This window comes from Quadrisphaera sp. DVD1 (assembly GCF_058932755.1).
On sequence record NZ_JBZYWI010000017.1, the window covers coordinates 19,020 to 32,703 of the forward strand.

13 protein-coding genes are annotated in these 13,684 nt (G+C 74.6%); all 13 read right to left on the reverse strand.

Annotated features, from left to right (window positions below):
* Nucleotides 1–57 precede the first annotated feature (57 nt).
* Nucleotides 58–408: an RNA polymerase-binding protein RbpA gene (locus AC5FZL_RS03440; protein WP_493617165.1), complete on the reverse strand. Its 351-nt coding sequence runs from the start codon at nt 406–408 to the stop codon at nt 58–60.
* 60 nt (nt 409–468) lie between these two features.
* Complete coding sequence (gene secG / locus AC5FZL_RS03445) at nt 469–726, reverse strand: preprotein translocase subunit SecG (RefSeq protein WP_493617166.1); 258 nt, start codon at nt 724–726, stop codon at nt 469–471.
* A 16-nt stretch (nt 727–742) separates the two neighbouring features.
* The gene (gene tpiA, locus AC5FZL_RS03450; RefSeq protein ID WP_493617178.1) at nt 743–1,528 is read right to left on the reverse strand and encodes a triose-phosphate isomerase; all 786 of its coding nucleotides are present in this window, start codon (nt 1,526–1,528) and stop codon (nt 743–745) included.
* A 50-nt stretch (nt 1,529–1,578) separates the two neighbouring features.
* On the reverse strand, nt 1,579–2,790 hold the full coding sequence (locus tag AC5FZL_RS03455; RefSeq protein WP_493617167.1) for a phosphoglycerate kinase: 1,212 nt from the start codon (nt 2,788–2,790) through the stop codon (nt 1,579–1,581).
* Between the two features lie 55 nt (nt 2,791–2,845).
* Nucleotides 2,846–3,847: a type I glyceraldehyde-3-phosphate dehydrogenase gene (gene gap / locus AC5FZL_RS03460; RefSeq protein ID WP_493617168.1), complete on the reverse strand. Its 1,002-nt coding sequence runs from the start codon at nt 3,845–3,847 to the stop codon at nt 2,846–2,848.
* Between the two features lie 117 nt (nt 3,848–3,964).
* A complete protein-coding gene (whiA, locus tag AC5FZL_RS03465; RefSeq protein WP_493617169.1) occupies nt 3,965–4,945 on the reverse strand; it encodes a DNA-binding protein WhiA in 981 nt (326 codons plus the stop codon).
* A gap of 103 nt (nt 4,946–5,048) precedes the next feature.
* Nucleotides 5,049–6,065, reverse strand: coding sequence for a gluconeogenesis factor YvcK family protein (locus AC5FZL_RS03470; RefSeq protein WP_493617170.1), 1,017 nt, complete (start codon nt 6,063–6,065; stop codon nt 5,049–5,051).
* On the reverse strand, nt 6,062–6,970 hold the full coding sequence (gene rapZ / locus AC5FZL_RS03475) for an RNase adapter RapZ (protein ID WP_493617171.1): 909 nt from the start codon (nt 6,968–6,970) through the stop codon (nt 6,062–6,064). Before rapZ ends, AC5FZL_RS03470 begins: the two co-directional genes overlap by 4 nt.
* A 76-nt stretch (nt 6,971–7,046) precedes the next feature.
* On the reverse strand, nt 7,047–7,244 hold the full coding sequence (locus AC5FZL_RS03480) for a hypothetical protein (protein WP_493617172.1): 198 nt from the start codon (nt 7,242–7,244) through the stop codon (nt 7,047–7,049).
* Nucleotides 7,241–8,524: a glycerophosphodiester phosphodiesterase gene (locus AC5FZL_RS03485; RefSeq protein WP_493617173.1), complete on the reverse strand. Its 1,284-nt coding sequence runs from the start codon at nt 8,522–8,524 to the stop codon at nt 7,241–7,243. Before AC5FZL_RS03485 ends, AC5FZL_RS03480 begins: the two co-directional genes overlap by 4 nt.
* Nucleotides 8,525–8,541: 17 nt before the next feature.
* Entirely contained in the window at nt 8,542–10,536 is a 1,995-nt protein-coding gene (gene uvrC, locus AC5FZL_RS03490; RefSeq protein ID WP_493617174.1) for an excinuclease ABC subunit UvrC, read from the reverse strand.
* Between the two features lie 71 nt (nt 10,537–10,607).
* Nucleotides 10,608–13,319: an MGH1-like glycoside hydrolase domain-containing protein gene (locus tag AC5FZL_RS03495; RefSeq protein ID WP_493617175.1), complete on the reverse strand. Its 2,712-nt coding sequence runs from the start codon at nt 13,317–13,319 to the stop codon at nt 10,608–10,610.
* 104 nt (nt 13,320–13,423) lie between these two features.
* A partial coding sequence (locus AC5FZL_RS03500; protein WP_493617176.1) for a Rieske (2Fe-2S) protein occupies nt 13,424–13,684 on the reverse strand: 261 nt, incomplete at its 5' end.

Sequence of the window (13,684 nt, forward strand, 5' to 3'; positions counted from 1 at the left end):
CCAGGAGGGCCCGGCACCGTCATCGACGGTGCCGGGCCCTCCTGCGTGCTCAGCGCGTCAGCGCAGGGACTGCTTGGCGCGCACCTTCTCCAGCGCGGTGGCGAGGATGGCCTCGCCGTCGGCGGGGCTGCGCCGCTCCTTCACGTACGCGAGGTGCGTCTTGTACGGCTCGTTGCGGGCCGGCGAGGGCGGGTTCGCGCGGTCCTGGCCGGCGGGGAACCCGCAGCGCGGGCAGTCCCACGTCTCCGGGACGTCCGAGCCGCTCTCCTGGGAGAAGCTGGGCTGGGTCTCGTGCCCGTTGGAGCACCAGTACGACACCCGGCGCCGCGGCGCGGTGTCGCCCCGCTCGGCCTCGCCCATGGGACCGGCGCCCACCCGGCTGCCGCGGATCGCGTTGCCACCTGCCACGTGAGTCTCCTCGTGAGATCTGTCCGGCTGCCGACGACGGCCGGGGTCGAGCTGGGTCGGTCAGGCGCCCGTGGGGTCGAAGCGCTCGAGCACGCCGAGGAGCACGACCGTCACCGCCCAGACCACGCTGATGCCGATGGTGATGCGGTTGAGGTTGCGCTCGGCCACCCCGGAGCTGCCGGCGCTGACGGACATGCCGCCGCCGAACATGTCGGAGAGGCCGCCGCCCTTGCCCTTGTGGAGCAGGATCAGCAGGGTCAGGAACAGGCTGGTCAGGGCCAGCAGCACCTGGAGCGCGATGCGGACTGCGGTGGTCACGGGGCCAGGGTACCGGTCAGGAGCCCGTGCCAGCGGGATCGACCTGGTCGGCGTAGCGGCAGATCGCCGCGAACTCCGCCGCGTCCAGGCTCGCCCCCCCGACCAGGGCGCCGTCGACGTCGGGGCGCGCCATGAGGGCGGCGACGTTGCTCGACTTCACCGAGCCGCCGTAGAGCACGCGGACGGCGTCCGCGACGGCCGCGCCGTGCAGCTCGCCCAGGCGGGCGCGCACCGCGGCGCAGACCTCCTGCGCGTCGTCGGGCGTGGCGACCTCGCCGGTGCCGATGGCCCAGACCGGCTCGTAGGCCACGACCACGCGGGGCAGGTCCTCGACGGCGATCCCGGCGAGGGAGCCCTCGACCTGCGCGAGGACGTGCGCGACGTGCTCGCCGGCCCGGCGGACCTCCAGCGGCTCGCCGACGCAGACGATCGGGCTCATCCCCGCCCCGAGGACGGCGACGGCCTTGGCCGCCACGAGGGCGTCGTCCTCACCGTGGTGCTCGCGCCGCTCGCTGTGGCCGACGGCCACGTACGTGCAGCCGAGGCGGGCCAGCATCGGGGCGGACACCTCACCGGTGCGCGCGCCGGAGGGCAGGTGCGAGCAGTCCTGGGCGCCGTGGGCGAGGTCGAGGGAGTCGCCCTCGACGAGCACCTGCACGGTGCGCAGGTCGGTGAACGGCGGCAGGACGACGACCTCGACCGCGCTGTAGTCGTGCTTGGCGTCGGCCAGCGTCCAGGCCAGGCGCTGGACCAGCGCCGTCGCCTGCACGTGGTCGACGTTCATCTTCCAGTTGCCGGCCATCAGCGGGGTGCGGGCCACAGCGCCCTCCAGGGGGTTCGGTCGGTGAGCGGTCAGTCGAGGACGGACAGGCCCGGCAGGGCCTTGCCCTCGAGGTACTCCAGGCTGGCGCCACCGCCGGTGGAGATGTGCCCGAAGGCGGAGTCCTCGAAGCCGAGGCTGCGCACGGCGGCCGCGGAGTCGCCGCCGCCGACGACGGTGAGGCCACCGGCGGTGGTGACCGCCGCGAGGGCCTGCGCCAGGGCGCGGGTGCCCTCGGCGTAGGGGGCCATCTCGAAGGCGCCCATCGGCCCGTTCCAGAAGACGGTGCGGGCGTCGGCGAGGCGCTCGGCGAACAGCGCGGCCGAGCGGGGGCCGATGTCCAGGCCCATCCGGTCGGCGGGGATCGCCTCGACCGGCACGACCTCGTGCTCGGCGTCGGCCGAGAAGGCGGTGGCGGCCACGACGTCGACCGGCAGGACGACCTCGACGCCGCGCTCGGCGGCGGTGGCGAGGTGCCCGCGGACGGTCTCGAGCTGGTCGGCCTCGAGCAGGGACTTCCCGACCTCGTGGCCCTGGGCGGCGAGGAAGGTGAAGACCATGCCGCCGCCGATGAGGATGCGGTCGCACGTGGCGAGGAGGTTCTCGATGACGCCGAGCTTGTCGGAGACCTTCGCGCCGCCGAGCACGACGGCGTAGGGGCGCGCGGGGTCGGTGGTCAGGCGGCGCAGGACGTCCTGCTCGGCCAGCACGAGGCCGCCGGCGGCGTGCGGCAGGCGCTGCGCCACGTCGTAGACGCTGGCCTGCTTGCGGTGCACGACGCCGAACCCGTCGGAGACGTAGACGTCGGCGAGGGCGGCCAGGGCGTCGGCGAAGGCGCCGCGCTCGGCGTCGTCCTTGCTGGTCTCGCCGGCGTTGAAGCGCAGGTTCTCCAGCAGGAGCAGCTCGCCGTCGCCGAGCTCGGCGACGGCCGCCTGCGCGGACGGGCCGACGGTGTCCTCCGCGAGGCGCACGGTCGTGCCGGGCAGCAGCTCGGCGATGCGGTCGCGCACCGGGCGCAGGGAGTACCGCTCCTCGGGCGCTCCCTTGGGACGCCCGAGGTGGGCGCAGACGACGACGCGCGCGCCGGCGTCGAGGAGCCGCTGCCAGGTGGGCAGCGAGGCCCGGACGCGGCCGTCGTCGGTGATGGACGTGCCGTCCAGGGGGACGTTGAGGTCGCTGCGCACCAGCACGCGGCGACCGCGCAGGTCGCCGGCCTCGGCGACGAGGTCGTCGATGGTCTGCATCAGTGGTGCTGTCCTCCCTGGACGGCGCGTCGATCGGGTTCCGTGCGGGTGGCGCTCAGAGGTCCTTGCCGACCAGGGAGATCAGGTCGACGAGGCGGTTGGAGTAGCCCCACTCGTTGTCGTACCAGCCGACGACCTTGACCTGGTCGCCGATCACCTTGGTGAGCCCGGAGTCGAAGATGCACGACGAGGGGTCGGTGACGATGTCGCTGGAGACGATCGGGTCCTCGGTGTACTTGAGGTAGCCCTTCAGCGGGCCCTCGGCCGCGGCCTTGAGCGCGGCGTTGACCTCCTCGACGGTGGTCTCGCGGCCCACGGTGACGGTGAGGTCGGTGGCCGAGCCGGTCGGGACCGGGACGCGCAGGGCGTAGCCGTCGAGCTTGCCCTTGAGCTCGGGCAGGACCAGCCCGATCGCCTTGGCGGCGCCGGTGGAGGTCGGCACGATGTTGATCGCGGCGGCGCGGGCGCGGCGCAGGTCGGCGTGCGGGGCGTCCTGGAGGTTCTGGTCCTGGGTGTAGGCGTGGACCGTGGTCATGAGGCCGCGCTCGATCCCGAAGGTCTCGTGCAGCACCTTGGCCATCGGGCCGAGGCAGTTCGTCGTGCACGAGGCGTTCGAGATGATGTGGTGGTTCGCCGGGTCGTACTGGTCGTCGTTGACGCCCATGACGACCGTGAAGTCCTCGTTCTTGGCCGGGGCCGAGATGATGACCTTCTTGGCGCCGGCGTCGAGGTGCGCCTTGGCCTTGGTGGCGTCGGTGAAGATGCCGGTCGACTCCACGACGACGTCGGCGCCCAGCTCGCCCCAGGGCAGGGCGGAGGGGTCGCGCTCGGCGAGGGCCTTGAAGCTCTTGCCGCCCACGCTGATCTCGTCGCCGCTGGTGGTCACGCCCTCGAGGCGGCCCAGCACGGAGTCGTAGGCGAGCAGGTGGGCGAGGGTGGCGTTGCTCGTGAGGTCGTTGACGCCGACCACCTCGATGTCAGCGCCCGAGGCCTGGACGGCCCTGAAGAAGTTGCGGCCGATGCGGCCGAAGCCGTTGATGCCCACGCGGATCGTCACGACGGTGCCTCCTGGTGGTCCGGTGCGGCTCTCCGCCGCGGTGGTGGCTGGTGCTGGCTGAACCCTAGGGGATCACTCCGACGGCTCTGACACGTGTCCACGAGGTGGACGGGCGTCTCACGCGTCGAGCATGTCCGGGGTGAGGTTGGCGTCGGTGCCGGGGATGCCGAGGTCGGAGGCGCGGCGGTCGGCCATCGCGAGCAGGCGGCGGATGCGGCCCGCCACGGCGTCCTTCGACATCGGCGGCTCGGCCAGGGCGCCGAGCTCCTCGAGGGAGGCCTGCTTGTGGGCCAGGCGCAGCGCGCCGGCGACCTTGAGGTGGTCGGGGGCCTCGTCGCCGAGGATCTCCAGCGCCCGCTCGACGCGGGAGCCAGCGGCCACCGCGGCGCGGGCGGAGCGGCGCAGGTTGGCGTCGTCGAAGTTGGCCAGGCGGTTCGCGGTCGCCCGCACCTCCCGGCGCATCCGGCGCTCCTCCCACACCATGACGGCGTCGTGGGCCCCCAGGCGGGTGAGCAGCGCGCCGATGGCGTCGCCGTCGCGGATGACCACGCGGTCCACGCCGCGCACGTCGCGGGCCTTGGCGGAGATCTGCAGGCGGCGGGCGGCGCCGACGAGGGCCAGCGCGGCCTCGGGGCCGGGGCAGGTGACCTCGAGCGCGGAGGAGCGGCCCGGCTCGGTGAGGGAGCCGTGGGCGAGGAAGGCCCCGCGCCAGGCGGCCTCGGCGTCGCAGGCGGCGCCGGAGACGACGTGCGGGGGCAGGCCCCGCACCGGGCGGCCGCGCTGGTCGAGCAGGCCGGTCTGGCGGGCGAGGTTCTCGCCGTCGCGCACGACCCGCACGACGTAGCGGGAGCCGCGGCGCAGCCCTCCCCCGGCCACGACGAGCACCTCGCTGGCCGCGCCGTAGACCTCGGCCAGGTCGCGGCGCAGGCGGCGGGCGGCCGCGCCGGTGTCCAGCTCGGCCTCCACCACCACGCGGCCGGAGACGATGTGCAGCCCGCCCGCGAACCGCAGCAGCGAGGAGACCTCCGCCTTGCGGCAGCAGGAGCGCTGCACCGGCAGACGACTGAGCTCGTCCTTGACCTGCGCCGTCAGTGCCATGCCGTCCATGGTGCCACCGGCGACACGCCGATATGGGCGACTCGCGGAGATCCGTCGACGCGCCGGGCGGACGTGCTAGTGGCTCCCGGCGCGCCGCCGCAGGTCAGCGGCGGTGCGCCGGCGCCGGGACGTCGCCCTCGACGCCGTCGAAGACGTCCCGGAACGCGGCCGCCAGGCGCAGCGGGTCGTGCTCGGGGACGCCTCCGCGCCCGACCTGGCGCAGCACGAGCCGCGCGCCGAGGGCGGCGACGGCCCCGGTGAGGTCGTCGACGTCCTCGACCGCGCTGGGATCGGCCAGGACGGCGTCCAGGCGCAGCTCGGGGGCGTGGGCCGCGAGCGCCCGCACGTGGTCGGCGGCGGACATGCCGCTGGCCTCGCCCCGCTCGGCGGCGAGGTTGAGCACGAGGCAGCGCCGGGCCGGGGTGGCCAGCAGCGCCGCGGCGAGGTCGGGCACGAGCAGGTGCGGGATGACGCTGGTGAACCACGAGCCCGGGCCGAGCACGACCCAGTCCGCGGCGCCGACGGCCTCCAGCACCTCCGGGCGCGCGGGCGGGTCCGGGGGCAGCAGGCGGACGCCGACCACGTGGCCGTCGGTGGTGGCGACCGCGCCCTGCCCGTGGACGACGACGGACCGGGCCGGGTCGGCGTCCAGCCCCACGACGTCCGCCTCGATCGCCAGCGGCACCGAGGACATCGGCAGCACCCGCCCACGGGCGCCGAGCAGCTGGCCGACGAGGTCCAGGCCCGCGACGGCGTCCCCGACCTGCTCCCACAGCGCGACGATGAGCAGGTTGCCCACCGCGTGCCGGTCGAGGCTGCCGGAGCTGGAGAAGCGGTGCTGCAGCACGTCGCGCCAGGTGCGGCCCCACTCGGTGTCGTCGCACAGCGCCGACAGCGCCATGCGCAGGTCACCGGGGGGCAGGACGCCGAGCTCTTCGCGCAGGCGGCCGCTGGAGCCGCCGTCGTCGGCGACGGTGACCACCGCGGTGAGGCGCTCGGAGAGGTGGCGCAGGGCGCTCAGGGACGCCGCGAGGCCGTGCCCGCCGCCGAGGGCGACGACGGCCGGGCCGACCCGGCCCGCGGTGCGCCCGCGCCGCAGCGCCTGCGAGCGCTGGCTCACTCCCGGCCCACGTCGCGGTGGGCGACGCGGACGGCGGGGCCGCCCTCGCCGGCGGCCTCGCGGAGACGGGCGGCGAGGGCCTCGGACATCGCCACCGAGCGGTGCTTGCCGCCGGTGCAGCCGATGGCGATCGTCGCGTACCGGCGGTTCTCGCGGGCGTAGCCGGCCAGCACCGGCTCCAGGGCCGCGGCGTAGCGGTCGAGGAACTCCTCCGCGCCGTCCTGGCCGAGCACGTACTCGCTCACCTCGGGGTCCTTGCCGGTGTGCGGGCGCAGCGCGGGCACCCAGTGGGGGTTGGGCAGGAAGCGGACGTCGACGACGTGGTCGGCGTCCGTGGGCAGCCCGTACTTGAAGCCGAAGGAGACCAGGGTCAGGCGCAGCCGGGTGCGGTCGACCTCGCCGAAGGCGTCGGTGACGGTGGCGGCGAGCTGGTGGACGTTGCGGTCGCTCGTGTCGATGACGATGTCCGCCGCGGCCCGCAGGTCACCGAGCAGGTTCCGCTCGGTGACGATGCCGTCGAGCACCCGCCCGTCGCCCTGCAGCGGGTGGGGGCGGCGCACGGACTCGAACCGGCGCACGAGCGCGGCGTCGGAGGCCTCGAGGAAGAGCACCCGGTGGCGCACGCCGCGCTCCTCCAGGCCCGACAGGGCGGAGAAGAGGTCGGCGGAGAAGCCGCGCCCGCGCACGTCGAGGACGACGGCGACCTTCGGCACGGTGGCCGTCGCGCTGGCCGCGAGCTGCGAGAGCGGCGCGAGCATCTGCGGCGGCAGGTTGTCGACGACGTACCAGCCCAGGTCCTCCAGCACGTGGGCCGCGGTAGAGCGGCCGGCGCCGGACAGGCCGGTGATGACGAGCAGCTCTGCGCCCTCGATCGGGGTGGACGCCGCTGCCTCGGTCTCGGTCACGCGCTCATCGTGCCAGGGGCGGGGTGGTGTCGCAGGCGACGGCCGGGCTCGCGCGGCGCTCCGGCGCGGGCATCCCTCACGCGGGCGGAGGACCGGCCTCCCGGGAGCGCCGGTCGGCCTCCGCCGCGGCGACGGCCTCCTCCCGCGTGGGGTGCACCTGGGACGTGGCGTCGTCCGCGCGGCGGGTCCACACGAAGCCGCCCGGGGCCGCGGTGACGCAGTACCCCCGCGGGTCGGCCGGGCCGTGCCCCGGGACGTCGGCGGGGTCCCTCACCGGAACACCACGTCCCTGAAGCGGACGGCCGCCTCGCGCCGGCCGACGTGGAGGTAGCGGAGCCCGCCGGTCGGGCCGTCGGCGCGGAGTGCGACGCCGCCGCCCGCGCCGTCCCGGCAGCCGAGGGAGACGCCCGCCGAGGACGCGGTGACGGACAGCGGCAGGTACGCCCCGGGGGCCGGGGCGGCCACGGCGCCCTCCGCCAGGGTCGTCGCCACCCCGTCGCACACCCGCTGCACGGCCAGCCGGCCGGAGCGGTGCAGGAGGAAGAGGTAGCCGTCCACGCCGGCACCGAGCGGCTCGTCCGTGGTGGACAGCAGCAGCACCGCGGCCCCGTCGACGCCGGCGTCCGCCCCGGCCTCGACGCGCACCGAGACGTCCAGCGCGACGTCGCCCGGGTCGGGCGGGCCGAGGCCGCCGAGCAGCACCGCGGACGCCGGCGCGCTGTCCCCGTCGAAGCCGAAGGACCCGTCCGGGTAGAAGCGGCCGCGGCGGCCGCGCCCGTCGCCGTCCGCCTGCATGCCCGGGGCCCACCGCTGCTCCGCGAACGCGTCGCGGCTGCGGCGGCCCGCGGCCGCGTGCAGGTACGCCGGGTCGTCGGAGAAGCACGCCTCGACGCCCCACGAGCGCAGCCGCTCCCAGGGCCGCTGCCGGTTGACGGTGTAGGAGGAGACCCTCACGCCGGCGGCGCGCGCCTCCGCGCACAGGGCCGGGGTCACGGTCGAGGCGGCAGCGCCGATCCAGGCGATGCCGTCGGCGGCCGCGCCGGCGGGGTCGCTCGACCCGAGCCAGAGCGCCTGCCAGCCGCGGGCCACCGCCTCCTGGCACTCCCGGCGGGAGAAGGACTGCACGAGCACCGCCTCCGGGCTCGTGCCCGCCTCCTCCAGCGCGTCGAGCAGGGGCGTCATGGTGCCGGCGGACTTGGCCTCCGGGCACAGCAGCACGCGGCCGCCGAACTCCTCCAGCACCTCGTCGAAGAGCGGCGCCTGCAGGTCGTCGCCCCAGCCGCCCCCGAGGTAGGCGCCGGCGTCCAGGCGCAGCCGCTTCCACGACGCGGCGGTGTGCTCGGCGACGTTCCCCGACGAGGTCGTCGTCCGGTCGACGGTGCCGTCGTGCATGACGCCCAGCGCGCCGTCGGCGAGCACCTGCACGTCCTGCTCGACCACGGGCAGGCCCTGCGCCACGGCGACCCGGAAGCCCTCCAGCGTGTTCTCCGGGGCCTGCAGCGCGCCGCCCCGGTGGGCGATGACGAAGCCCGGGGGCAGGTCGGCGAACCGCACCGGCCCCACGGTAGGGCTCAGTCGACGAGCTCGCCGGTGGTGAGGTCGACCGCGGGGGCCGGGGCGTCGGCCGCGAGCGCCGCCACCACCGCGGCCGCGGTGGCCGGGCCGATGCCGTTCACGGTGGCGATCTCCTCGGCCGTGGCCTGGCGAAGCGCCTTGAGCGAGCCGAACTTCGCCATGAGCGCCTTGCGCCGCGCGGGCCCGAGGCCGGGGACGGCGTCCAGCGCGCTCGTCGTCATCGTCTTCGACCGCTTCTGGCGGTGGTAGGTGATGGCGAAGCGGTGGGCCTCGTCGCGCACGCGCTGCAGCAGGTACAGGCCCTCGCTCGTGCGCGGCAGCACCAGCGGGTAGTCCTCCCCCGGCAGCCAGACCTCCTCCAGCCGCTTGGCGAGGCCGCACAGCGCGACGTCGGTGACGCCGAGCTCCTCCATCGCGCGGGCGGCCGCGGCGACCTGCGGCTCGCCGCCGTCGACGACGACGAGGTTGGGGGCGTAGGCGAAGCGGCGCGGGCGGCCGGTGTCGGCGTCGATGCCGGGGGCGACCTCCCCGCCGACGTCCTCGGTGGTGACGGCGTCCTGCGCCGGGCTCTCGGCCTGGTGCCGCTTGAAGCGCCGGGTGATGACCTCGTGGATGGAGGAGACGTCGTCGGTGGCACCGGTCTCGGGGTCGCCGCGGACGGCGAAGCGGCGGTACTCGGCCTTGCGGGGCAGGCCGTCCTCGAAGACGACCATCGAGGCGACGACCTCGGTGCCCTGGAGGTTGGAGATGTCGTAGCACTCGATCCGCAGCGGCGCGGTCTCCAGGCCCAGGGCCTCCTGGATCTCCTGCAGGGCCACGCTGCGGGTGGTCAGGTCGCCGGCGCGGCGGGTCTTGTGCAGCTTCAGCGCGCCGGTGGCGTTGCGCTGCACGGTCTCCAGCAGCGCCCGCTTGTCGCCGCGCTGGGGCACCCGGACGTCGACGTGGGAGCCCCGCAGGCCGTCGAGCCAGCTGCCGACCTGCTCGACGTCGGTGGGCTCGACCGGCACGAGCACCTCGCGCGGCACGGCTCCGGCGCCGCCCTCGGTGGAGGATTCCTCCCCGCCGTAGACCTGCTGGAGCAGGTGCTGCACGAGGTCGGCGGTGGTGACGTCCTCGACCTTCTCCACGACCCAGCCCCGCTGGCCGCGGATGCGCCCGCCGCGCACGTGGAAGACCTGGACGGCGGCCTCGAGCTCGTCCTCGGCGAGGCCGAAGACGTCGGCGTCGGTGGCGTCGGGCAGGACGACGGCGCTCTTCTCCAGCGCCTTGCGCAGCGCCCCGGCGTCGTCGCGCAGCCGGGCGGCGCGCTCGTAGTCCATCTCGGCGGCGGCCTCGGCCATCTCCTTCTCGATCCGGCGCACGTACTTGCTCGTGTTGCCGGCCATGAAGTCGCCGAAGTCCTGCGCGAGCGCCCGGTGCTCCTCGGCGCTGACCCGCCCCACGCAGGGCGCGGAGCACTTGTCGATGTAGCCCAGCAGGCACGGGCGGTCGACCTGGCGGGCGCGCTTGAAGACGCCGCTCGAGCAGGTGCGCACGGGGAAGACCCGCAGCAGCAGGTCGACGGTCTCGCGGATCGCCCAGGCGTGGGTGTACGGGCCGAAGTAGCGGGTGCCCTTGCGCTTGGCCCCGCGCAGCACCTGCACCCGCGGGTACTCCTCGCCCATCGTCACCGCGAGGTAGGGGTAGGACTTGTCGTCGCGGTACTTGACGTTGAACCGCGGGTCGTACTCCTTGATCCAGGAGTACTCCAGCTGGAGCGCCTCGACCTCGGTGCCGACGACCGTCCACTCCACGCTGGCCGCCGTGGTGACCATCGTGCGGGTGCGCTGGTGGAGCGCGGAGATGTCCTGGAAGTAGCTCGACAGCCGCGAGCGCAGGTTCTTGGCCTTGCCGACGTAGATGACCCGGCCGCTGGCGTCGCGGAAGCGGTACACCCCCGGGGACTCCGGGATCTCCCCCGGCCTCGGCCGGTAGGTCGCAGGATCGGCCACCGCACAAGCCTAAGCACCCGCGGTGACGGTCCGGCCACGTGCCCGGACCGCCACCGGGCGGACCGCCGGCCTCAGGCCAGCCGGCGGGGGTCCACCGGCAGCCGCGGGTTGAGCAGGTGCGCCACGAGCGCCGTCCAGCCGGTCTGGTGGGTGGCGCCCAGGCCCTCGCCGGTGTCGCCGTCGAAGAACTCGCTGAACGTGGGGTGCTCGCTCCACAGCGGGTCGTCGGAGGCCTCGATCCGCTCCCCGTCGGCCGGGCGCCGCCCGTCGACCGGGCGGAACAGCGCGGTGAGGCTGTCGTCGATGAGGTCGGCGGCCTCGACGAGCGTGCGGTGGTTCCCCGAGCCGGTGGGGATCTCGATGGTGAACGAGTCGCCGTAGTGGCGGCCCAGGGTGCGGAGCTTGTCGGCGAGCAGCACGTTGACCGGGAACCACACCGGCCCGCGCCAGTTGGAGTTGCCGCCGAACAGCCCGGTGCGCGACTCCCCCGGCTCGTACTCGATCATCGCTTCCTTGCCGCCGACCTGGGCCACGACCTGCCCGGTGGCCTTCGACAGCGACCGGATGCCGTACGGGGAGAGGAACTCCTCGGAGTCGAACATCCGGGTGAGGATCTTCCGCAGGCGGTCCTGGCCGAGGAGGGACAGGACGATCTTGCGGCCCTCGGGGGTGGAGCGGGAGCGCAGCGGCGTGACGAGCTCCGGGCGCCGGCGCTGCAGCCAGCGCAGCCGCGCGGTGAGGTCCGGGCACTCCTCGGCGATCCACCCCGGCACCTCGGTCGCCCCGAGGATCGGCAGGAGGCCGACCATGGAGCGCACGCGCATCGGCTGGTGCGAGCCGTCAGGGGCGACGAGGACGTCGTAGAAGAAGCCGTCCTCCTCGTTCCACAGCGACTCGTCGTAGGAGCCGAAGGTGTTCATCGCCTGCGCGATGGAGAGGAAGTGCTCGAAGAACTTCGTCGCCGTGTCGTCCCAGGCCCGGTCGTACCGGGAGAGCTCGAGCGCGATCTTGAACATCTGCTGGCAGTAGAAGGCCATCCAGCTCGTCGCGTCGGACTGCTCCAGGCGGAACCCGGGCGGCAGCGGCTCGGAGCGGTCGAACAGCGCGATGTTGTCCATCCCGAGGAACCCGCCCTCGAAGACGTTCGAGCCGTCGGCGTCCTTGCGGTTGACCCACCAGGAGAAGTTCAGCAGCAGCTTGGTGAACACCCGGACGAGGAAGTCGCGGTCGCGGTAGCCGTCGATCCGGTAGACGTGCCAGGCCGCCCAGGCGTGCACCGGCGGGTTGACGTCGCCGAACTCCCACTCGTAGGCCGGCAGCTGGCCGTTGGGGTGCATCGCCCACTCGCGGCACATGAGCAGCAGCTGCTCCTTGGCGAAGTCGGGGTCGACGTGCGCCAGCGGGATGCAGTGGAAGGCGGTGTCCCACGCGGCGAACCACGGGTACTCCCACTCGTCGGGCATCGAGATGACGTCGGCGAGCGCGAGGTGGCGCCAGGTGGTGTTGCGCCCGCCCTTCTTCGCCCGCTCCGGCGGTGCCGGGACGTCGGGGTCGCCGTCCAGCCACTGCGCGACGTCGAAGCGGTAGAGCTGCTTGGTCCACAGCAGCCCCGCGTAGGCGCGGCGGGCGACGTGGCGGTCGGTCTCGTCCAGGCCGGCGTGGATGACGTGGGAGTAGAAGTCGTCGGCCTCGGCGCGCCGGTCGGCCAGGACGGCGTCGAAGCCGCGGCCGAAGGTCTCCGCGTCCGGGTCCGACGGCGACAGCCGCAGCCGCACGGTGACGCTCTCCCCCGGCGCGACGGCGTCCCAGGAGTACCAGAACGCCGCCTTGGTGCCCTGGTCGGCGGGGTTGACCGCCTTGGTGTCGCCGTGGACGACGCGCCGGTCGATGCCGTCCTTGGGGTACTTGCTCGTGTTGCGCGGGGCGCCGAAGAGGGCGACGGCGTTGGTCTCGTTGTCGCAGAAGAGGACCTCCGGCGAGCCCTCCGCGGCGAGGACGTACCGGCCGAGGAAGCCGTGCTCGGCCTCGATCGCCTCGAGCCCGCCCACGCTCAGCGTGGGCGCCAGCAGCTGGGTCAGCGTGCCCTGGCGCTTGTCGCCGCCCCACGACCACGTGTTGCGGAACCACACCTGCGGCAGCAGGTGCAGCGGCGCCGGGTCGGGGCCGTGGTTCGTCGCGGTGATCGTCAGGCAGAGGTCGTCCGGGGCCGCCTTCGCGTGGGTGACCACGACGTCGAAGAAGCGGTTCTCGTCCAGGACGCCGGTGTCGCCGAGCTCGAACTCGCGCTCGTCGCGGGTGCGGGCCGCGTTCTCCTCGCGCAGCCGCGCGTAGGGGTACTCCGCCTGCGGGTAGCGGTAGAGCCACTGCGACCAGGAGTGCGTCGGCGTGCCGTCGAGGGCCCACCAGTGCTCCTTGGCGTCCTCGCCGTGGTTGCCCTCCTCGTTGGTGAGCCCGAAGAGGCGCTCCTTGAGGATCGGGTCGCGCCCGTTCCACATCGCGACCGCGACGTTGAGGAAGCCGAAGCGGTCGCAGATGCCGCCCATGCCGTCCTCGCCCCACCGGTAGGCGCGGGCGTTCGCGTGGTCGAAGGGGAAGGACTCCCAGGCGTCGCCGTCCTCGGAGTAGTCCTCGCGCACGGTGCCCCACTGGCGGCCGGCCAGGTACGGGCCCCACAGCCGCCACGGGCCGGACGCCCCCGGCGACTCGGCCAGCCGGGCGTGCTCGGCGGTCAGCGGGACGCCCTCGCGGGCGCTGGACGGGTTCGGGGTGTTCTGGGGCGGCACCGGGCCACCCTGCCACCTGCCGGCGCCAGCCGGTGCAGAAGGGGCGCAGGAGCGGGCAGCCGGAGGAGCGCGGCCACCCGAGGCCGGTGGTGACGGAACGCCGGTCAGCCGCCCACGACGACGTCGGCGCCGTCGACCGCGACGGCCAGCGCGGCCAGCGGCTCGGTGGCCGGGCCCTGGAGCACGGCCGCCCCGTCGGCGGTGTCGAACTGGCTGCCGTGCAGGGAGCACGTGACGACGGTGTCGCGGCTGGAGCCCACGACGCCGCCCTGGTGGGGGCAGACGGCGCTGTAGGCGGCGAACTCGCCCTCGGCGGGCTGGGCGACGACCACGGGCGCCCCGCCGACGTCGATGACGCGCGCGGT

Coding starts and splice junctions, on each gene's coding strand:
- whiA (WP_493617169.1), bottom strand. CDS start 4,945: ATGGCACTGACGGCGCAGGTCAAGGACGAGCTCAGTCGTCTGCCGGTG.
- tpiA (WP_493617178.1), bottom strand. CDS start 1,528: ATGGCCGGCAACTGGAAGATGAACGTCGACCACGTGCAGGCGACGGCG.
- AC5FZL_RS03455 (WP_493617167.1), bottom strand. CDS start 2,790: ATGCAGACCATCGACGACCTCGTCGCCGAGGCCGGCGACCTGCGCGGT.